The organism is Mycobacterium sp. 23, assembly GCF_048287075.1.
Classification (GTDB): Bacteria; Actinomycetota; Actinomycetes; order Mycobacteriales; family Mycobacteriaceae; genus Mycobacterium; species Mycobacterium gordonae_B.
The window spans coordinates 6,405,147-6,424,612 of the sequence record NZ_JBLVUX010000005.1 but is presented as its reverse complement, the minus strand read 5'-3'; the positions used below and the strand labels follow the sequence as shown (position 1 = coordinate 6,424,612).

At 66.4% G+C, this 19,466-nt stretch carries 14 protein-coding genes; 7 read left to right on the top strand and 7 right to left on the bottom strand.

Features of this window, described 5'->3' with window-relative positions:
- Nucleotides 1-7: 7 nt before the first annotated feature.
- Both ACNQS7_RS30500 and ACNQS7_RS30495 read right to left on the bottom strand, forming a co-directional pair.
- The gene (locus ACNQS7_RS30500) at nucleotides 8-856 is read right to left on the bottom strand and encodes a CbiQ family ECF transporter T component (RefSeq protein WP_418015478.1); all 849 of its coding nucleotides are present in this window, start codon (nucleotides 854-856) and stop codon (nucleotides 8-10) included.
- Entirely contained in the window at nucleotides 853-2,832 is a 1,980-nt protein-coding gene (locus tag ACNQS7_RS30495) for an ATP-binding cassette domain-containing protein (RefSeq protein WP_418016213.1), read from the bottom strand. The genes ACNQS7_RS30500 and ACNQS7_RS30495 overlap by 4 nt, the downstream gene beginning before the upstream one ends.
- Before the next feature lie 196 nt (nucleotides 2,833-3,028).
- On the opposite strand from ACNQS7_RS30495, the gene ACNQS7_RS30490 reads away from it, so the two are divergent.
- The 4 genes from ACNQS7_RS30490 (at nucleotide 3,029) to ACNQS7_RS30475 (ending at nucleotide 8,956) form a co-directional block, all read left to right on the top strand.
- The gene (locus ACNQS7_RS30490) at nucleotides 3,029-3,505 is read left to right on the top strand and encodes a MarR family winged helix-turn-helix transcriptional regulator (RefSeq protein ID WP_055581605.1); all 477 of its coding nucleotides are present in this window, start codon (nucleotides 3,029-3,031) and stop codon (nucleotides 3,503-3,505) included.
- Nucleotides 3,506-3,573: 68 nt separating this feature from the next.
- Complete coding sequence (locus ACNQS7_RS30485; protein ID WP_418015477.1) at nucleotides 3,574-6,051, top strand: ABC transporter permease; 2,478 nt, start codon at nucleotides 3,574-3,576, stop codon at nucleotides 6,049-6,051.
- A 172-nt stretch (nucleotides 6,052-6,223) separates the two neighbouring features.
- Nucleotides 6,224-6,553 carry a hypothetical protein gene (locus ACNQS7_RS30480; RefSeq protein ID WP_418015476.1) on the top strand — a complete coding sequence of 110 codons (330 nt, stop codon included), beginning with the start codon at nucleotides 6,224-6,226 and terminating at the stop codon, nucleotides 6,551-6,553.
- 462 nt (nucleotides 6,554-7,015) lie between these two features.
- Nucleotides 7,016-8,956, top strand: coding sequence for an acyl-CoA dehydrogenase (locus ACNQS7_RS30475; protein WP_310768205.1), 1,941 nt, complete (start codon nucleotides 7,016-7,018; stop codon nucleotides 8,954-8,956).
- On the opposite strand, the gene ACNQS7_RS30470 is transcribed toward ACNQS7_RS30475, so the two are convergent.
- Together ACNQS7_RS30470 and ACNQS7_RS30465 are read right to left on the bottom strand one after the other, a co-directional pair.
- Nucleotides 8,953-10,407: a nitrate/nitrite transporter gene (locus tag ACNQS7_RS30470; protein WP_418015475.1), complete on the bottom strand. Its 1,455-nt coding sequence runs from the start codon at nucleotides 10,405-10,407 to the stop codon at nucleotides 8,953-8,955. The two genes, ACNQS7_RS30475 and ACNQS7_RS30470, sit on opposite strands and share 4 nt — an antisense overlap.
- 142 nt (nucleotides 10,408-10,549) lie before the next feature.
- A complete protein-coding gene (locus ACNQS7_RS30465; RefSeq protein WP_418016212.1) occupies nucleotides 10,550-11,020 on the bottom strand; it encodes an LppP/LprE family lipoprotein in 471 nt (156 codons plus the stop codon).
- A 361-nt stretch (nucleotides 11,021-11,381) separates the two neighbouring features.
- Between ACNQS7_RS30465 and ACNQS7_RS30460 the strand changes: the two genes are divergently transcribed.
- The 3 genes from ACNQS7_RS30460 (at nucleotide 11,382) to ACNQS7_RS30450 (ending at nucleotide 17,649) form a co-directional block, all read left to right on the top strand.
- Nucleotides 11,382-15,521 (top strand): molybdopterin-dependent oxidoreductase, encoded by a 4,140-nt coding sequence (locus ACNQS7_RS30460; RefSeq protein WP_418015474.1) that lies wholly within the window; start codon nucleotides 11,382-11,384, stop codon nucleotides 15,519-15,521.
- Between the two features lie 159 nt (nucleotides 15,522-15,680).
- Complete coding sequence (locus ACNQS7_RS30455; RefSeq protein ID WP_418016211.1) at nucleotides 15,681-15,938, top strand: hypothetical protein; 258 nt, start codon at nucleotides 15,681-15,683, stop codon at nucleotides 15,936-15,938.
- A 64-nt stretch (nucleotides 15,939-16,002) separates the two neighbouring features.
- Nucleotides 16,003-17,649 carry an NAD-dependent malic enzyme gene (locus tag ACNQS7_RS30450; RefSeq protein WP_418015473.1) on the top strand — a complete coding sequence of 549 codons (1,647 nt, stop codon included), beginning with the start codon at nucleotides 16,003-16,005 and terminating at the stop codon, nucleotides 17,647-17,649.
- A 3-nt stretch (nucleotides 17,650-17,652) separates the two neighbouring features.
- Here ACNQS7_RS30450 and ACNQS7_RS30445 read toward each other — a convergent pair whose 3' ends face one another.
- Genes ACNQS7_RS30445 through ACNQS7_RS30435 form a run of 3 tightly spaced genes read right to left on the bottom strand, consistent with a single transcriptional unit; the run spans nucleotide 17,653 to nucleotide 19,450 of the window.
- On the bottom strand, nucleotides 17,653-18,141 hold the full coding sequence (locus ACNQS7_RS30445; protein ID WP_418015472.1) for a CAP domain-containing protein: 489 nt from the start codon (nucleotides 18,139-18,141) through the stop codon (nucleotides 17,653-17,655).
- Entirely contained in the window at nucleotides 18,138-18,812 is a 675-nt protein-coding gene (locus ACNQS7_RS30440; protein ID WP_418015471.1) for a hypothetical protein, read from the bottom strand. The genes ACNQS7_RS30445 and ACNQS7_RS30440 overlap by 4 nt, the downstream gene beginning before the upstream one ends.
- Nucleotides 18,809-19,450: an Mce protein gene (locus tag ACNQS7_RS30435; RefSeq protein ID WP_418015470.1), complete on the bottom strand. Its 642-nt coding sequence runs from the start codon at nucleotides 19,448-19,450 to the stop codon at nucleotides 18,809-18,811. Before ACNQS7_RS30435 ends, ACNQS7_RS30440 begins: the two co-directional genes overlap by 4 nt.
- Nucleotides 19,451-19,466: the final 16 nt, after the last annotated feature.

Genomic DNA, 19,466 nt, shown 5'->3' with positions numbered 1-19,466 from the left:
CACCCAATCAGTGCGCGGTGAGGATCGTCTGAATCGCCACGCCCGCGCCGCAGACCAGGACGGCGATGGTCAGCGCCACCCAGTCCGACAGCTTGGGCCGCCGGGGGTGGGCCGACAGTTGGCCGGTGCCGCCGCGGGCGGTGATCGCATCGCCCATCTCGTCGGCGCGGCGCAGGGTCACCGTAATGGTGGCCGCGAGCAGGTCGATGACCTCCAGCCTGCGTTGCTGGCGACTCTCTTTACGGTTGCGCGGCGCCGGTTTCGGCCGGAGCCGACGCGCCGCGTACAGCACCTGAAACTCGTCGATCAGCATAGGGAAGGCGCGCAGCGCCAACGCCAACGCCACTGCCCATTCGTCGATCGGCAGCCGCAACAGCCGCAACGGCCGGCCCAAAGTGGCCACCGCAGGACCGATTTCGGCGACGTTGGTGGTGTAGGACACCAGGCCGCCCAATGCCAGCAGCACCAGTGTGAGCGCGGTGATCCGCAGAAAGTTCAAGAAACCGCCGAGCCCCACCTCGAGACCCGCCACCGAGACCAGCGGATCACCGCCGGCCAGCGCCGCGGTGAAACCACCGATACCGATGACGATCCACAACCAGCGCGGTATCGACGGCAGAGCGCCACGCGGGATGTGCGCGGTCCAGATCGCCGCCAGCACCACGGCCGCGGCACACCCGATCGTCACCCAGCCCGGGTAGAACGCCAGCAACACCGAAATGCCGAATACCACCACCAATTTCGTCCCGGCCCACAGGTCGTGGATGGGCGAGCTGCCGGGTATCGGAACCAGCAGCACCACCGGACGGCCGGGCTTACGGTTCTCGCGCTGCCTCGGGTGCGATGTTGTCGTCACGACACACCCCCTGGGCGCATGCCGGACGTCGAGGCCGTCTCCAGCACGCCGTCACGCAGGTGCAGGGTGCGCGGGCAGAGGCTTTCCATCCCCACGAGATCATGCGAGATAACCACCACCGTTAGACCCCGCTCCCGGCGCAGGTCCTCCAGCAGGCGCAGCAACCCGCTCTGACTCTCGGCGTCCAGTCCGGCCAGCGGCTCGTCGAGGATCAAGGCTTTGGGCTGGCAGGCAAGCAGCCCGGCCAGAACCACACGGCGCATCTGACCACCACTGAGCTTGTCGATGCTGCGGCCGGCCAGCGCGGGGTCGAGTCCGACGACGCCCAGCGCCGCGATGACCCGGTCGTGGTCCCGGTGCGAAAAACCGGCCGCTGAGGCCACTTCCAAGTCGACGCGACTGCGCATCAGCTGCAGCCGGGCCGCCTGGAACGACAGGGCCACCGCGCCCACCTGCTCGTCGGTGGGACGACCGTCGAGCAGGCACACACCACTCGTCGGCGTCGTCAAACCGGCCATGATCCACGCCAATGTCGACTTGCCCGAACCGTTTCCGCCGTGGATCAGCACGCCGTCGCCCTGCTCCACCTGAAAATTGATGTCGCGCAACGCTGTCTTGGCCCACGGGGTCCCGACGCCGTATTCATGCCCGACGCCGACGAGTTCGAGCGTCGACCCGCTACGCGTTCCGCCCACTCCCACGGTCGGCATCTGTGCGTCCCCGGCGGGCTGGACCATTCCGGAGTTGTCCGGGGAATCGCTGAGTTTGATTGTGCGGTCCGCGGATTGGGCTTCGTTGTTGTAGTGCGTGATGTGCACCAGTGCCGTCCGGTGCCGTTTCGTGAGACCGGACAGCACGTTCAGCAAGCCCTCGCGGCCCTGCTGGTCGACCATCGTGGTGACCTCGTCGGCGATCAGCATGGCGGGCTCACGCGCCAACGCCGCCGCGAGCGCCAGCCGCTGTAGTTCACCGCCGGACAGGCTGCCGGTGTCGCGTTCGGCCAGGTCTTCCAGCCCCACCTCGCGCAGCAGTGTGTCGACGTCGGTCTTGGTGCCCGGCGGCAGCCCCCACACCACGTCGTCGGCGACGCGGGTGCCGAGCACCTGGCTTTCGGGGTGCTGCAAGACGACCGCGGTGCCGCCGAGCTTGCCCAGACCCACCGCACCGGGCCGCTGCACCGTGCCCGAGGTCGGTTCCCGTCCGGCCAGGATCAACATCAGCGTGGTCTTGCCGGAGCCGTTGGCGCCGGTGATCGCGACGTGTTCGGCCTCACCGATGTCCAGGCTGATCTCGCGCAACGCGTCCTGGCCGGCCCCCGGGTAGCGGAAACGCACGTGGTCCAGGCGCACCGGAACGGGGCCGACGACGGCATCGGCGACGTCACCGGTCGGGGCGTCCAGCTTGTGCACGTCCGGGATGCCCCGCATCCGCTCCAGCAGTCGAGACAGTGCCCACCACCCGATCAGCGAGATGAAGACAACCCCGACGGCGACGCTGCCGAGCAGCACCAGCTGCCAGTAGTGCAGCGCCCCGGCGTACACCTTCTTCAGCCAGAACCCGGCATCCTGCAGGCCCACCCGCCCGAAGAACGAGGCCAGTCCGTTCACGTTCGCGCTGATCGCGTCGCGCATCAGGTGACGCAGGCGCGTCAGCACCATCAGAATTCCGACGTTGCCGGCCCCGAACACCAGTCCGGCGATCACCGACGAGACGACCACCGTGGGAGTGCCGCGGCCCCGCCGCTTGATGATTCCGGTCAGCCCGCCGATGTAGGCGCTCTGGATGACGCCCATCAACCCGCCACCGCCGGCGATCAGGAAGGCGATGACGCCGGCCGCGATCGTCGCCGTGATCAGCACCCGCAGGCGGTAGCGGTAAGCCAGTAACCCGGTCGGGACGGTGCCCAGCAGCGCCAGTCCCGCGGCAAACGGCACCACGACGGAGATGATGGCGGTCACCGCGCACAGCGCGGCCATCACCGACGCCTGTGCCAACTCACTCGGTCGCAGCGGTCCACCCCGAGCGCGCGAAGGGGGTGGCCCGATCTCGCTCACTCGACCGATTCTGCCAGGTCCACTCGCCGCAGGATGACCAGCACGCAGGCCCTCGGGCATTTAACTCGACGGCCTTCACGATTGGTCTCGCATAGCAAAGCTATGCAACGATGGACATATGACTTCGTCCGCCGCGGCTAAAGACGCCGGCGTCGCGCACGGTCTGGGAGCCGACCTGCTGGCAGTGGTCGCGCGGTTGAACCGGCTGGCCACCCAGCGCATCCAGATGCCGTTGCCGTCGGCGCAGGCCAGGTTGCTGGCAACCATCGAAGCTCAGGGGGAAGCCCGGATCGGCGACCTGGCCGCCGTCGACCACTGTTCCCAGCCGACGATGACAACCCAGGTGCGCCGACTCGAGGACGCAGGACTCGTGTCGCGCACCATCGACCCGGGTGACGCCCGCGCCGTCCGCATCAAAATCACGCCGAAGGGTGTGCACACGCTCAACGCGGTGCGCCGGGACCGGGCCGCCGCCATCGAACCGCAACTCGCGCGCCTAGATGCCGCCGACCGTCAGGTGCTGACGGATGCCGTCGAGGTATTGCGGCGTCTACTCGAGAACGCCGCCAACGCGCCGGGCCGCCACACACTCTGATCGGCTCAGCGTGGGTGGAGGGACCGGGTGAACGGGTAGACACTTGAGTCAGCACTCCACGATGAAAGGTGACGGCCATCCCTGACGTCTCCCCGTTGACCGTATGGGTCGGATCGGTGCGGTACGTCTTCGCGCCGGGCCGCGATGTGATCGTGGGGCACGGCGGACACTGTGACGTCCGACTGGACCCCGATGGCCCCGGACTTGACGGTGAACCCGTCCCCGACGTGGTGCTGCGCTTCGCCGGCACCCACTGGCTGGCCGTCGATCAGAGCCACCGAGGCCTGTTCCTCGATGGGATGCGGATGTCGACGATCGACATCCGCGACGGACAGACGATCGCGATCGGCGACCCGCAGCGCGGACCGCGGCTGAGTTTCCAGGTCACCGCTCCTGACGACGCGCCACCGCCCACCACCGATCCGATGGGGGTCAAGACGCCGGTGCCTCCACCCGTCCCGGCGTCGCCAGATATCCCCGACGAACCCGCCACGACCAGCATCCCCGCCCAACCCACCGAACTCCCCGACGAACCCGCCACCACCAGCATCCCCGCCCAACCCACCGAACTCCCCGACGAACCCGCCACCACCAGCATCCCCGCCCAACCCGCGGCCGGGTACGGCCCCGTCGAACCTTCCCCGCTGGAAAGACCCACCAGGCCGTTCCGGTTCGTCCCGGCGGACGCACCTCCCGCCCCGCCGGCACCCCAGGACGCCCCGGCCAAGATGCCAGGGCTGGTCGAGCGGATGACCGAGGCGGGCCGCAGGATGCTCCCCGGCGGCGACGACAAACCACTCGACGAGCTCCCACCCCAGACCAGCCGGTTGCCGCTGCTGCCGGGCGCACGGACGATCGGCGTCGCCGGTCACCAGCTCGGCCTCACCGTCGATGGCCATGAACTGCTGTCGAACATCACGTTCACGGCACCCCCGGGATCCCTGATCGCGGTCGTCGGGCCGGCGGCGGCGCGCAATTTCGCACTGACCGGCCTGCTCGCCGGAACCCGCTTGCTGACCTCAGGTCTACTGACAGTGGACGGCCACGACGTGCACGCCGAGCCCGATGTGCAGCGATTACGGATCGGTGCGGTGGCGCGCGACAACCGGGTGCATCCCCGGCTCACCGTGGAGAGAGCCCTGGAATACGCGGCCGCGCTGCGGTTGCCGCCGGACACCTCGCCGGAGAACCGCGACCGGGTCGTCCATCAGGTTCTCGACGAGCTCGAGCTGACCCCGCACCGCACGACCCGGGTCGCCAAGTTGCCGCCCGAAGCGCGCCGGTGCGTGTCGCTGGCGGTCGAGCTGCTCATCAGGCCGTCGCTGCTGGTGGTCGAGGGGCCGGGAGCCGGGCTGGATCCGGCACAGGAGAAGCACGTCATGGCGCTGTTGCGCCGGCAGGCCGACCTCGGCTGCGTGGTGGTGGTGGCCGGCACTTCGCCGGCCTACCTCAACATGTGCGACCAGGTATTACTGCTCACCCCCGCGGGCCAGTTGGCGTTCGCCGGGCCGCCCTCGCATATCGACTCGGCGCTGGGCACCACCGACTGGTTCGAAATCTTCGGGCGAATCAGCGCAGACCCGCACGGCGCTCACCACGCCTTCCTCATGCGCCAGCAGTCTTCGGTCTCGCCGACGCCGCCGTCGGTAGCCAGGCCGCAGCGGCTCGCGCCCGTCCCCGGCTTCGGGCAGCAGTTCCGGCTGCTGGTCCGTCGCCAGCTGCGGTTGCTGTCGTCGAGCCCGGTCTATTCGCTCTTCCTGTTGACGCTCCCCTTCGTGTTGGGAGCGTTGACACTGTTGATCCCCGGCAATTCCGGATTGAGCCGGCCCGGCTCGTCGTCTGCCAACGCCCACGAAGCAATCGAGATCCTGGCCGCGCTCAACTTCGCCGCGGTGCTCATGGGCACCACCGTCACCATTGGCACCCTGGTCTCCGAACGCCGAATCTTCCGGCGGGAACAGACAATCGGATTGTCCGCATCGGCGTACCTGCTGGCCAAACTCGCTGTCTTCGGTCTGGTCGCCGCGACACAGGCCGCCATCCTGACCGCGTTTGTCATCGTCGGCAAGGGAGGACCCAAGCACGGCGCGGCGTTGTTCGGCACTTCCCCGCTGGCGGCGGAAATCGAGCTTTACGTCGCCGTGGCGGCGACGGCCATCGTCTCGGCGATCGTGGGCCTGGCGCTGTCGTCGCTGGGCAAGTCGATGGCCGAGGTGGTGCCGCTGTTGATCCCGGCGCTGCTGGCGTCGCTGTTGTTCGCGGGTGGGTTGGCCTCGCTGGTGGGGACCTGGGGCTACGACCAGGTCTCGAGGTTCGTCCCGGCCCAATGGGGTTTTGCGGCCGCGGCCGCCACGGTGGATTTGCGCCGGATCGACAAGCTGGCGGACCACAACGCGATGTGGAGCCACTACTCGGGCTGGTGGGTATTCGACATGCTCATGCTCGGGGTCCTCGGCGCGGTGTGGCTCGGGATCGTCCGCTACCGATTGCGTCCGCCGTCGGCAGCGCCGCTGCCTCGCGAGAAGCAGGAAATTGCCCGACCTTGACCGGTAGCGGCGGGTCCGCACGCAAGAATTCCACAAGTCCCCGAAGCTAATCTCGGCCCGAGTGAGATCAATGCCATTTCAAGAATGGAAATGGTGCGCATATTGCGGCACGCGAATCGCGTCGGCGACATTACCTGCGCACCTATTTCTGCCTGCAGAAAGGAGGGCCGTCGTGCGACTGGCCCACGCAACAAAGCAAGTCTTGACGGCAACCGTGCTGGCGGGGTCCGCCGCGCTCGCCGGGTGGGGTGCGGGTGTCGCACACGCGGAAACGTTTACGCCGCACCAGTGGTGTCCGGGCAACCCCAAGCAGCCGCCCTACGTCGTGAACCAGTTCATCGACTGGGACTGGAGCGTCTGCCACACCTGGTATCCGACCAACTACGGGATGGGCAACGTCACCTCGCAGGGCAGCCCGATCTCGATCTGGGACGGTGACAATCCGCCGATCGAGGCGATCACCAGAAAGGAATGCCCGCCGATCAGCTTCATGTGCCCCTAGTCCGGGAGACGGGTACCCCACCAATTCCGCGATTTCCATCACCCTCGGCGGTGTCTGTTCCACCTGACGCATGAATTTCCCCACCGACTGAAGTCGCCTCCGTTTCGACGGTGAAGGAACCCTGTGATGGAGGTTCGTCATAATTTGGAGAGATAATCGGCGGGGCATCGCCCGTGCCTATCGGCCGGTTCCGCCGCGGCGGCAATGACGGCCTCGGGCGGCGGCGGTTGCGCCCAGCGAGGGGGAATCCGGCATCGTACACGCAGCGCGGGCGAAACTGCGCCGACGGTCATAAGACCCGGCAATTCCCTTGTGCCGGAACCAAATCAGCATGCCCTGGGCCCGCGCCGCCGATTACGACGAACACGAGAATGCACGTAACGACTGAAAGATTTCTGCGACACACTGTGTTCATAGGGCCGACCTGTTCCTGACGGGCATTCGAACGACTACGGTCGGGGAATGGCGTCAGACAACAAGAGCACTGCCGACTACATCCGCGACGCGCTTGACGGGCGTTGGCGCGACGTGAAGAACGAGACGCGGGCCAAGCTCTCGCATGAGGCTTTCCGTCCGCACCACACCCCCAACACGGTCATCGCGCGCGCCAAGGTCGCCGAGCAGATGCAGATGATGGCGGCCGCCGGCGTTTCGGACGAAGGGTTCCGCAAGGAGCACGGCGGCACCGGCGACGTCGGCGCGGCGGTCACCATGATCGAGATGCTGGCGATGTCTGACCTTTCACTGATGGTCAAGGCCGGCGTGCAGTGGGGCCTGTTCGGCGGTGCCGTAGAAAATCTGGGCACCGAGCGCCACGCCTCCTACGTCAGGGACATCATCACCCTGGATCTGCTCGGGTGTTTCGCGATGACCGAGACCGGGCATGGCAGCGACGTCCAGTCGCTGGAGACCACGGCCACCTATGACGTCGAGACCGAAGAGTTCGTCGTCAACTCCCCCACCCCGACCTCACGCAAGGACTACATCGGCGGCGCGGCCGAAACCGCAACCATCGCAGCGGTTTTCGCCCAACTCATCACGCATCAGGACGGCAAGCCGGTCAACCACGGGGTGCACTGCGTCCTGGTCCCCATCCGCGACGCCGACGGCAACGACCTGCCCGGCGTGACCACCTCGGACTGCCATTACAAGGGCGGCCTGCCCGGTGTCGACAACGGCCGCATCATGTTCGACAACGTCCGCGTGCCGCGGGTCAACTTGCTGAACAAGTACGGCGAGGTCGAACCGGACGGCACCTACACCTCGCCGATCGACAACGCCAACCGGCGCTTCTTCACGATGATCGGCACGCTGATCCGCGGCCGGGTCACCGTCGGTGGCAGCGCCGGCAACGCGGCCCACGTCGCGCTGGACATCGCGACCCGTTATGCGTTGCAGCGCAGGCAGTTCAGCGCTCCCGGCGACGACGACCACGAAGTGCTCATCATGGACTACCTGGTGCATCAGCGGCGGCTGTTCCCGTTGATCGCGAAGTCGTACGCGCTGCAGTTCGCTCAGAACGAACTGGTGTCCAAGTGTCACGACCTGCAGACCTCCGACGTGGTGGACGCCGAGGAGCAGCGTGAGCTGGAAGCGCGTGCCGCCGGGCTGAAGGCGGCCAACACCTGGCATGCGTCCCAGGCCATCCAGGAGGCCCGCGAAGCCTGCGGCGGCGCCGGCTACATGGCCGAGAACCGGCTGATCGCGCTGCGGGCCGACACCGACGTGTTCACCACCTTCGAAGGTGACAACCACGTGCTGACCCAGCTGGTGGCCAAGGAACTGCTGACCGCCTACGCCGACGACATCAAGAGCATGAGCCCCGTCGAGTGGGTGCGTTTCGCGGCCAACACCGTGGGCGACCGGGTGAAGAAACGCACTGCGGCCGAAGCGATCATGCAGCGCATCGTCGACTCCCGGCAGGACAACGAGGAGGAAGGCAGCCTGTTCAACCGCGGCACCCAGGTGCAGATGTTCGAAGACCGCGAGGAATATCTGTTGTCCTCGGTGGCGCGCCGGCTGCAGGGCAAGTCCAAGGAGATGTCGGCCTTCGACGCGTTCAACGCGGTGCAGGATCACGTGCTGCACGCGGCGAAAGCCCACATCGACACTGTGGTGCTGGAAGCCTTTGTCGCCGGGATCGAGTCATGCCGGGACCGCGAGGCACGCGAGCTGCTGGGCGTGGTGTGCGACCTGTACGCGTTGACGGTCATCGAAGAGGACAAGGCCTGGTTCATCGAGCACCGGTACCTGTCGACCGAGCGCGCCAAAGCCGTCACCCGGGGCATCAACGACCGGTGCCGGGTGCTGCGCCCGCACGCCAGGACGCTGGTCGACGGGTTCGGCATTCCGGCGCCGCTGCGCTACGCCGAGATGCTGCACCCGGAGAATCTGCCCGACTAAGCCTTGCTCACAATGAGTTCCGCGGACCGTACCACCGGGGTGACGGCTCTGCGGACGTAAGCCTGCCAGGTGAGCGCGGCGGCAGCGGCATAGCAGCACATGAAGATCCAGAATGCCTCGGTCCCGGCCCCGGTGCTCTGATACGACGCCCGCAGCGCGAGGTTGATGCCGACCCCGCCGAGTGCGCCGATGGCGGCGACAAACCCGATGACCACGCCCGAAATGATCCGCGACCATTCCCGCCGATCGGCCTCGCCGACATCGAGCGTGCGGCTGCACGCCTCGAAGATCGTCGGGATCATCTTGTAGACGGATCCGTTGCCCAACCCCGACAACACGAAAAGTGTTATGAAGCACGCGAAATAGCCGGCCATGGCGGTACCGCCGTGATGACGGTGCTGATGCGCACTGGTGCTGATCAGTAGCCCTGCGGTGAGCGCCATGCCGAGGAACACCATCAGCGTGAGGCGGCTGCCACCGATGCGGTCGGCCAGCCGGCCGCCGTAAACCCTTGCCACCGCAGCCAACAGCGGGCCCAGAAAGGCGAGTTCGGCGGCGTGCAGGCTGGCCTGCGTCACCGTTTCCCCGCCCGCCACGAAGTTGGTCTGCAACACCTGTCCGAACGCGAAGGAGAAGCCGATGAACGAGCCGAAGGTACCGAGGTAGAGCAGCGAGAGCAGCCAGGTGTCGCGGGACGCGAACATCGCCGCGATGATCGGCCGCAGCTGAGCGGGCCTGACGTGATGCTGCGCAACGGTATTCATGCCTCGGGTCACCCCGATCGACGCGATCACCAGTGACACCGCGTACATTCCGCAGACCAGATACGGTTTGCGGTCGCCAGCGGTGGCGATGACCAGCAGCCCGGCCAGCTGGATCGTCGGCACACCGAGATTGCCGATACCGCCGGCCAATCCGAGCGCGGAACCCTTGAGCCGGTGTGGATAGAAGGCATTGGCGTTGCTCATCGAGGCCGCGAAATTGCCGCCACCCAATCCCGTGAGCGCCGCGCAGATCAGGTACGGCCACAACGGCAGACCTGGATGCAGCAACAACACCATCGTGCCGACGACGGGGACCAGCAAGGCCAGCGACGAAAGGATTGCCCAGTTGCGTCCGCCGAAGACCGCGGTGGCCAACGAGTAAGGCATCCGCAGGCAGGCTCCGACCAACGTCGCGGTCATGCCCAACAGCAACTTGTCGCCCGTGGAAAACCCGTACACGTTCTGCGGCATGAACAGTTCCATCACCGGCCACAGCGTCCAGACCGAGTACCCGAGGTGCACCGTGACGATTGACCACAACAGATTCCGTCGCGCGATGAATTTGTTGCCGGCTTCCCACGCCGCCACATCTTCGGCATCCCAGTGGGAAATGTGACGCGGGCCACGACGACCGCTTGCGACGTTGTCACAAGGCTCCACCCTCGGCGGCAGCGTTTGCTGGTGCATGACCCTCCTTACCGCGTCGTGACCCGGTGTCTGGTGCGGAAGCTTCAGCGTGCCAGGCGAACCGGAGTCAAGCACGCCACCAGCAGCCGGAACCTGCTGTAGGTGTGCTGTAGAAGTGCTGAAAGAGGCGAAAACCGCAGGTCTAGGCGGGCGGTTGATGCGGGATGGGGCTGAGCGCCCTGAGTTTGCCGCCGGGTCCGATCTCGAACTTCACCGTGCCCTTGCCCGTGGGGCAGCATTCTTCGTCACTGCCGTTTCGCCACTGGTACTGCACGGTCACGGTGTCGTCGGCGGGAGGCAGCACGGTGATGTAGGGCTTTGGGTTCGGGGTGGGCGATCCCAACGGGGTGTTGCGATCGAAGAACAACAGCTGTTGCGGCGTCGATTCCGAGGCGATGGTGGGAATGATCTGTACCCAGTTCAGCCGGCATTTGCGCGTGTGGCCGCGGGCGATTTCCACCCAGGCGGACCCCGGCACCTCGACCGGGACGGCGGCGATGGCCCGTCGTACCGTCTCCGCGGTAGGGCTGTCGGACTCCTTGCAGGAATCCGGTTTCGCTTGCGGCGGCGTCGACGAATGGCCGCCACAACCTGCCACCGCCACCCCCAGCATGAGCAGGGCAGCGCCGAACCGAGACCGCACCTCGCGAGCTTAGCGAAGAGGCCGGCCGCCGGCCGCCGCAGCTGGGCACACTCTGTGAATGTCCGTCGGGTTTGGTCAAAACCCCAGGTGCAGGGCCTGAAGCGCGGCTCGGCGTGGGTAACCTCGGCGAAGACCACTGGTCGACGAGGACCGGTGTTGCGTCGACGGCGGCACGCGCCGCCACCCGAATTTCATGCCGACCGCACACGGGGCCTTACCCCGTGCGAGAAGTCCGTAAAACCGCTGAAACCTCGGGTGCGCGGTACCGAAACATCGCTACCGGACGATCAGGACAGTTCCCGGTGCGCGAGAGGAGAGGTCGGAAATCACCATGCGGTCCCCCGACGATGCCGTGCGCACCATGTGCGCCTACTGCGGCGTCGGCTGCGGAATGGTGTTGCAGATCACCAAGGATCCGGAAAGCGGCCGCCGTCACATCGCGAAAACTGTTGGGCAGGACAATCATCCGGCCAACTTCGGCCGATTGTGCACCAAAGGCACGACCACCGCTGACTTTCTGGCCGCGTCGGGTCGGGCCGAGTCGGCATACGTACGGACCGACCGTGGTCAGCCGTTCGAACCCATCGAAACCGACACCGCGATCATGCGGTCCGCCAAGCGGTTACGGGGCATCATCGACAAGCACGGACCTGACGCCGTAGCCCTGTACGTGTCGGGGCAGATGTCGCTGGAAGCTCAGTATCTGGCGAACAAGCTGGCCAAAGGTTTCATCGGCACCAACCAGATCGAATCCAATTCGCGGCTGTGTATGGCCGGGGCAAGTTCCGGTTACAAGTTGTCGCTCGGAGCCGACGGACCGCCCGGCTCATACCAGGACTTCGACCACGCCGATGTGTTTTTCGTCATCGGCGCCAATATGGCCGACTGCCATCCAATTCTGTTCCTGCGCATGATGGAACGGGTCAAGGCGGGTGCGAAACTGATCGTCGTCGATCCCCGCCGCACCGCGACCGCGGCCAAGGCCGACCTTTTCCTGCAGATCGCTCCCGGCTCGGATCTCGCGCTGCTCAACGGCTTACTGCACCTGATCGTGCGTAACGGGCACACCGACCCGGACTTCATCGCCGAGTTCACCACCGGCTGGGAGGTGATGCCCGGCTTCCTGGAACAATTCACCCCCGAGCGGGTCAGTGAAATCACCGGCATTGCGATCGAAGACATCCGCACCGCGGCGCAGTGGATCGGCGAAGCCGCGAATTGGATGAGTTGCTGGACGATGGGACTCAATCAGAGCACCCACGGCACCTGGAACACCAATGCGATCTGCAACCTGCATCTGGCCACCGGTGCGATCTGTAAACCCGGCAGCGGACCGTTCTCGCTCACCGGCCAGCCCAACGCCATGGGCGGGCGCGAAATGGGTTACATGGGACCGGGTTTGCCGGGCCAGCGCGCGGTGACCAGCAGCGAGGACCGCGAGTTCACCGAGGACCAGTGGGGCATTCCCCGCGGGTCGCTGCGCACCGACGTCAGCGACGGCGTGATCGACATGTTCACCCGCATGGCCGACGGTCAAATCAAGGCGTGCTGGATCATCTGCACCAATCCCGTTGCCACCGTTGCCAATCGGAAGACGGTGTTGGCCGGTCTGGAGCGGGCCGAGCTGGTGATCACCCAGGACGCGTATCTGGAGACCGAGACCAACGAATACGCAGACGTCGTGCTGCCGGCCGCCCTGTGGACGGAGTCCGACGGCGTGATGGTCAACTCCGAACGCAACCTCACTCTGTTCCAGCAGGCGGTCGATCCACCGCCGCAGGCCTTACCGGACTGGCAGATCATCGCCCGAATCGCCTGCGCGATGGGATTTTCCGACTCGTTCAGCTACTCCTCCGCCGAGGAGGTGTTCGAGGAGATCAAGCGTTTCGCCAATCCCAGGACCGGCTACGACATCCGTGGCATCAGCTACCCGCGGTTACGCCAAACGCCGGTGCAGTGGCCCTGCCCACCCGACAGCACCACCGACCGCAACCCGATCCGCTACCTCAACGACGGGGTCAGCCAGACCCGCCTGGTCCGGGAGGACGGGCACGTACCCCGGCTCGCGTTCCCGACTCCGCACGGGCGCGCAGTGTTCTTCGCCCGTCCGCACCTGTCGCCTGAGGAGATGCCGGACAACGATTACCCGTTCCTGCTCAACACCGGGCGCCTGCCGCACCAGTGGCACACCATGACCAAGACCGGCAAGGTCGCCAAGCTGAACAAGCTCAACCCCGGGCCGTTTGTGGAGATCAACCCGGAAGATGCTGTCCGCCAGGACATCTGCGACGGCGACCGGGTCGAGATCGCGTCCCGACGCGGCCGCGCCGTGCTGCCCGCCGTCGTCACCGACCGGGTCCGGCCCGGCAATTGCTTCGCACCGTTCCATTGGAACGACACCTTCGGCGAATACCTGTCGATCAACGCGGTCACCAATGACGCCGTAGACCCGGTGTCGCGCCAACCGGAGTACAAGGCCTGCGCGGTCACATTGACCAAGGTCGCCGGCCGCACCGCAACGCCGCCCCAGGAGTCGCAGACACCCGCCACCGGTCACCCGGCGCCTCTCGTCAGCCTGTCCCAGATCGACGCGATCGCCGAGTTCCTGGGCGTGGCATCCGAACCCGCGCCCGAGTTCGACCCGCACGGTCGCGCCTACCTGGCGGGGCTGCTGGCCGGGCTGCGGGTGGAGGCCGGCCGGCCGATGACCGGCTTGCCCACGTTGCCGGTCAGCGCACCGTTCGACACCCGCACCCGGATGTGGCTGGACGGCATGATCGCGGGGATATGCTCACGCACCCCGGCGCCGGCCGCGGAAATCGACACCCACCGCAAGCCCGATGCCGCAGCCGGGCGGCCCGCCGTCGTGCTGCTGTGGGCCTCCCAGACCGGCAACGCCGAGGAACTCGCGGCCGACGTGGCCGCGCGCCTTGCCGACGCCGAACTGTCGGTGGCTGTGCATGCGATGGACGACTTCCCGGTCGGCGACCTGCCGGGCACGCGCGAGTTACTGCTGATCACCAGCACCACCGGTGACGGTGATCCGCCCGACAACGGCGCCGCCCTGTGGCGGGCACTGTCGGGCCAGGAAGCACCCCGGCTGGCCGAGACTCGCTACGCCGTCCTGGCCCTCGGCGACTCCAACTACAACGACTTCTGCGGCCACGGACGAAGGCTCGACGAGCGGCTCGCCGAACTGGGCGCGACCCGCATCACCGGCCGCGTCGACTGCGAGCCCGACTACGAAGACGCCGCCGCCCGCTGGCTCGACAACATGCTGGGCGCACTATCGGACAGACCCGTCCGCAAGCCTGCGACCGCCACCGGCAGCGGCACGCAGCACTACACCAAGAAGCGGCCCCTGGTCACCGACGTGATCCGCAACATCACACTGAGCCGGCCGCAGTCGGCAAAGGACGTCCGCCAGTTGGTCTTCGACCTGCCGGAGGCGACGGTCGACTATCAGGCCGGCGACGCGCTCGGAGTCTGGCCACACAACAACGAGCAGCTCGTCGACGAATGGCTGACCGTCACCGGCCTGGACGGGCATACCGAGGTCGAGGTCGCCGACCACGGCGCAATGTCGTTGCGCACGGCGTTGACCGACCGCTTCGAGATCGCCCATATCAGCCCCGACCTGCTGCGCTTCGTGCAACAGCGAACGGTCGACGCCGGCGCGGCCGCCCGGCTGAGCGAGTTGATGAGGGCGGAAAACAAAGCGGCGCTGGCAGATTGGTCCTGGGGACGGCAGGCGGTGGACCTGCTGGCGCAGGCGCCCGTGCACGCATCGGTGGACGAGTGGCTGAGCGTGCTCAAACCTCTACAGCCCCGGCTGTATTCGATTTCGTCGAGCCCCAAAGTGCATCCCGGCGAGGTCCACCTCACCGTCTCGCCGGTGCGGTACAACTTCCAGGGCGTGCCGCGGCGCGGGGTGTGCTCGACCTATCTGGCCGACCGCGCCCCCCGTGACCGCATCGCGGTCTACGTACGGACGTCGAAGAACTTCCGGCCTCCCAGCGACCCGCAAACTCCGATGATCATGATCGGCCCCGGCACCGGGATCGCCCCGTTCCGCGGATTTCTGCAGGAGCGGCGCGCGCTGGGCCACACCGGACCCAACTGGCTGTTCTTCGGCGAGCAGCACGCGGCCACCGACTTCTACTACCGCGATGAGATCCGGGCCATGCACACCGACGGGTTGCTCACCGAGCTCGACCTGGCATTCTCCCGTGATCAGCGGGAAAAGGTGTACGTGCAGCATCTGATGCGCAAGCGCGGTGCCGAGCTGTGGAGCTGGCTCCAAGACGGTGCCCAGCTATACGTATGCGGTAGCGCCGACCCGATGGCCAAGGACGTTGACCAGGCAATCTGCGATATCGCGGCCGAACATGGCAAACTCGGCGCGGAGGCGGCCAGGGCCTTCGTGCAGGCGCTGAGCACCGACAAGCGCTACCACCGCGATGTGTACTAAGCGCCACTACTGGGTAATCGCTTAATTTGACGGAAACGTCACACGCCTTTAGCTGCAACATGGGCGTCGCACCATTCACCCAAGAGAACGTGCACTCGAGGGAGGGTCGTACGCGTGGCTCGGGAGTCTGAAGGTAAGTCCGGTAGCTCTGCGACAGATGTGCGCACTGTCTGCCCACGGCACTGCCGAAGCCGCCAGGGCACCAACGCACCGGCCGACCAAGTCGATTGGGCCGGGTTGCCGGTCAACTTGGACCTGGCTTTCTCCCAGAATCAGCGCGACAAGGTCTACGCCCAGCACCTGAAATTCGAACGCGCCGGCCGCTTCCGTCGCCGGGCCCAGGAGATGTGCATCTGCGACCTGGTGGAGCACCCGGACCTCAACCAGGACACGCGCAAATCCGCCTCCGGCTGGTAACCCCCGGTTACTCATTCAGCGCTAACGTGACCTGACACCTCTCTAGTCACGGACGGAGCTGGCGATGAGTGATGCCTGCGTGCCACGGTTCCCGGAAGCACTGTCGACCCCGAGTCTGAACCGCGGCGTGGGATTCACCCACGAACAGCGGCGCCAGCTCGGGCTGACCGGCAGGCTCCCGTCCGCAGTACTGACCCTGGACCAGCAGGCCGACCGCGTCTGGCACCAATTGCAGAGTATGGCAACCGATTTGGGCCGTAATCTGCTGCTGGAACAGCTGCACTACCGCCACGAACTGCTGTACTACAAGGTCCTCACCGATCACCTTCCCGAGCTGATGCCGGTGGTGTACACACCTACCGTCGGCGAGGCGATCCAGCGCTTCTCCGACGAGTACCGCGGCCAGCGCGGACTGTTCCTGAGCATCGACGAGCCCGACGAGATCGCCGACGCCTTCGCGACGCTCGGGCAGGGCCCCGACGACATCGACCTGATCGTCTGCACCGATGCCGAGGCGATTCTGGGCATCGGCGACTGGGGCGTGGGCGGAATTCAGATCACTGTCGGCAAGCTGGCGCTCTACACGGCCGGCGGCGGCATCGATCCCCGGCGCTGCCTGGCGGTGTCCCTAGATGTCGGCACCGACAACGAGCAGTTGCTGCAGGACCCGTTCTACCTGGGCAACCGGCACGCCCGCCGTCGCGGCGACCAGTACGACGACTTCATCAGGCGCTACATCGAGACGGCTCACCGGTTCTTCCCGCAGGCGATTCTGCACTTCGAAGACTTCGGTCCGGCCAACGCGCGCAGGGTGCTGCAGACCTACGGTGAGCACTACCTGGTATTCAACGACGACATGCAGGGAACGGGCGCGGTGGTCCTGGCCGCGGTATATGGCGGCTGCAGAGTCACCGGGTCACCGTTGCGGGACCAGCGCATCGTGGTGTTCGGCGCCGGCACCGCTGGGCTGGGCGTCGCCGACCAGATCCGCGACGCCATGATTGCCGACGGCGCCACTCCCGAGCAGGCCACGTCACAGATCTGGCCGATCGACCGCCAGGGTCTGCTGTTCGACGACATGGACGACCTGCGTGACTTTCAGGTGCCCTATGCCAAGAACCGCGACCGCCTCGGCGTGGCAGCGGACCAGCACGTCGGACTGGTCGATGCGATCAAGCTCGCCGCGCCGACCGTCTTGCTCGGGTGCTCAGCGGTGCACGGTGCGTTCACCCGGGAGGCCGTCGAGGCGATGATCGCAGCCTGCGATCGGCCGATGATCTTTCCACTGTCCAACCCGACGTCCCGGATGGAGGCCATGCCGGCCGACCTGGTGCAGTGGTCAGGCGGCCGGGCGCTGGTCACCACCGGCAGCCCGATGGCGCCGGTCGTACACGAGGGAACGACGTACACCATCGGTCAGGCCAACAACGTGCTGGTGTTCCCGGGCATCGGGCTGGGCATCATCGTCGCCGGCGCCCGCCGGCTCACCCAATCGATGCTGCACGCTTCGGCGAAGGCCGTTGCGCAACAAGCTGATCCGGTTGCGCCCGGTGATTCCTTGTTACCGGATGTGCAGGGTTTGCGCGACATCTCGGCGAAGGTCGCCGAGGCCGTGTATCACGCTGCGGTCGACGACGGGGTCGCCACCAAGACCTATGACGATGTCAGGCAAGCCGTGCTCGACCGGATGTGGTCGCCCGTATACGACTGATCGTCAGCGGGCCGGATTTGCCGGCTGCCCGTACAGGGCCACCACCACAGTGCGGTCCAGGCTGTTGGCGGACCAGACCCCCATCGCGGTGTTGGCGCAATCCCGCATGATGGCCAGGTAGTCGGAATTGTTGTACCACTGGTTCATCAGCTCGAAGCTACTGATCGACAGCGCCGGGTTGATGGCCACGGTCTCGGTGACCCGGCCGCGGAAGCCGGCGGCGTTGGCGCGGTCCTGCGGTGTCGAGCCGTCGGATCCGATGTCGTCGTTGATGTTTCGGTTGCTCATCATGTCGTCGGCGTGCCACTGGGCGGCCAGATAGAGCGAGTTGTTCATCACGACGTCGTTGGTGCAGCCGGCTTGGTGCTGAATGGTATAGACGCCGGAGACCACCGCGTCATTCAGCCGCTTGTTGTCGGCGTGTGCGGACGGGACCGCCAATATTGCTGCCGCCGCAAGGGTTACGGCGACTGACAACACGCTCCTGCTCATACCGGGTCGAAATGCGAAACCAGCCATCGGCCGTCGACTTTCTCCAGTGTCACCCGGATCACGGGTTGGGTGTCGGTGGGGGTGCCGCCGTCGCCGATCGTCACGGTCTGGTCGACGAACAACAGCACGACGGCGTGTGTGGCCGTTGCCGACACCGACGCCGCCGCATTCACTTTCGCCACCGCCGCGATGCGCTTCTCTTTCGCACCCGGAATGACGACCTGCCGGGTCAGCGCGGTGTAGGCGTCTTTGAAATCGCCGGTCAGCCGGTCGCGGGCGGCGCTGAGTTGCTTTTCGGCGGTATCGGGGCTGTAGGACAACAGGGCGACTGCGTCCTCGCTGGCGACGCGCATCGACTCGGTGCGCGCTTTCGCAACGTCGGTCCCCGACACGGCGACCCACTTGAAGTAGCCCGCGGCGATTGCCAGCAGCAAGGCCAGACCGGGCAGCACGCCGTACGCAAGCACCCGCGACCATGCGATCGGCTTCCTCTTCGGTTCCGGTTCGTCGGGCTGGTCATCGGACGCGTCGAGTTCGGCAACCTCGCTGGTGTCGCTGACCTCGGAGACCTCCGAATCCTGTTGCGTGGCCTCGTCTTCGGTGGTCGGGTCAGGCGTTTCGGTGATGGTGTCCTCCGTCCTTTCGCCGGCCCTTTCGCTCAGTGTCGTCATGGCACGAACACCACATTGGAGATCTTGGCATCGTCCCCGACCGCCTTGACCTCGATTTTCATCCGCCATTCCCGGGGCGCCTCTTCGCCGCCCGCCGTGCGTGACTTCACCGCGACCGCGACGAGCACCTGCGCGGAGTCGCCCTGCTGGGACTCCAGACCGGCGTCGGTCACCGTGCCCTCCGACACCGACTGTGCCGCCTTGACGAGTTCCATGAACGGCTTGGACCGGTGTTCGAAGTCGTCGCGGAACGCTCCGGTTGCCAGGTCGAGGATCCGCTGCACGTCCGAATCGATCTCGGTGTAACTGATGGTGGTGAGGTTCACCGCGCCCTGACGTGCGGTCTGCACGAACAGATCGCGCTGCGCCTGCGCTTCCCGCTCCTGGTAGGCGCGGTAGCCGAGCCAGCCGGTCAATCCGGCCAGCGCGGCCACCACGAGCGCGCCGGCCACCAGTGCGCGTGCGGGCTGGGAGAGCCGGCTGCCGATCCCCAACCGTCGGCGGGTTTTTCCGGCCGGGGTGCCCTCGTCGGCCTCGGCGTCCTCCTCGGTGTGGGCGTCCTCGTCGTCGGGCGACTCGGTTTCCACCTCGTCGATGCCTGTTTCATCGATGTCGGGCGTGTCAGGTTCTTCGGCCATGTTGCTCCTTGTCTTA

Excerpts from the sequence above, each read along its gene's own strand:
- ACNQS7_RS30495 (WP_418016213.1), bottom strand. The coding sequence starts at position 2,832 with ATGGCCGCGCTGTGCGCGGTGACCGCCATCATCTCCGTCGTGGTGCCG.
- ACNQS7_RS30490 (WP_055581605.1), top strand. The coding sequence starts at position 3,029 with ATGACTTCGTCCGCCGCGGCTAAAGACGCCGGCGTCGCGCACGGTCTG.
- ACNQS7_RS30475 (WP_310768205.1), top strand. The coding sequence starts at position 7,016 with ATGGCGTCAGACAACAAGAGCACTGCCGACTACATCCGCGACGCGCTT.
- ACNQS7_RS30470 (WP_418015475.1), bottom strand. The coding sequence starts at position 10,407 with ATGCACCAGCAAACGCTGCCGCCGAGGGTGGAGCCTTGTGACAACGTC.
- ACNQS7_RS30465 (WP_418016212.1), bottom strand. The coding sequence starts at position 11,020 with ATGCTGGGGGTGGCGGTGGCAGGTTGTGGCGGCCATTCGTCGACGCCG.
- ACNQS7_RS30460 (WP_418015474.1), top strand. The coding sequence starts at position 11,382 with ATGCGGTCCCCCGACGATGCCGTGCGCACCATGTGCGCCTACTGCGGC.
- ACNQS7_RS30450 (WP_418015473.1), top strand. The coding sequence starts at position 16,003 with ATGAGTGATGCCTGCGTGCCACGGTTCCCGGAAGCACTGTCGACCCCG.
- ACNQS7_RS30445 (WP_418015472.1), bottom strand. The coding sequence starts at position 18,141 with ATGAGCAGGAGCGTGTTGTCAGTCGCCGTAACCCTTGCGGCGGCAGCA.
- ACNQS7_RS30440 (WP_418015471.1), bottom strand. The coding sequence starts at position 18,812 with ATGACGACACTGAGCGAAAGGGCCGGCGAAAGGACGGAGGACACCATC.
- ACNQS7_RS30435 (WP_418015470.1), bottom strand. The coding sequence starts at position 19,450 with ATGGCCGAAGAACCTGACACGCCCGACATCGATGAAACAGGCATCGAC.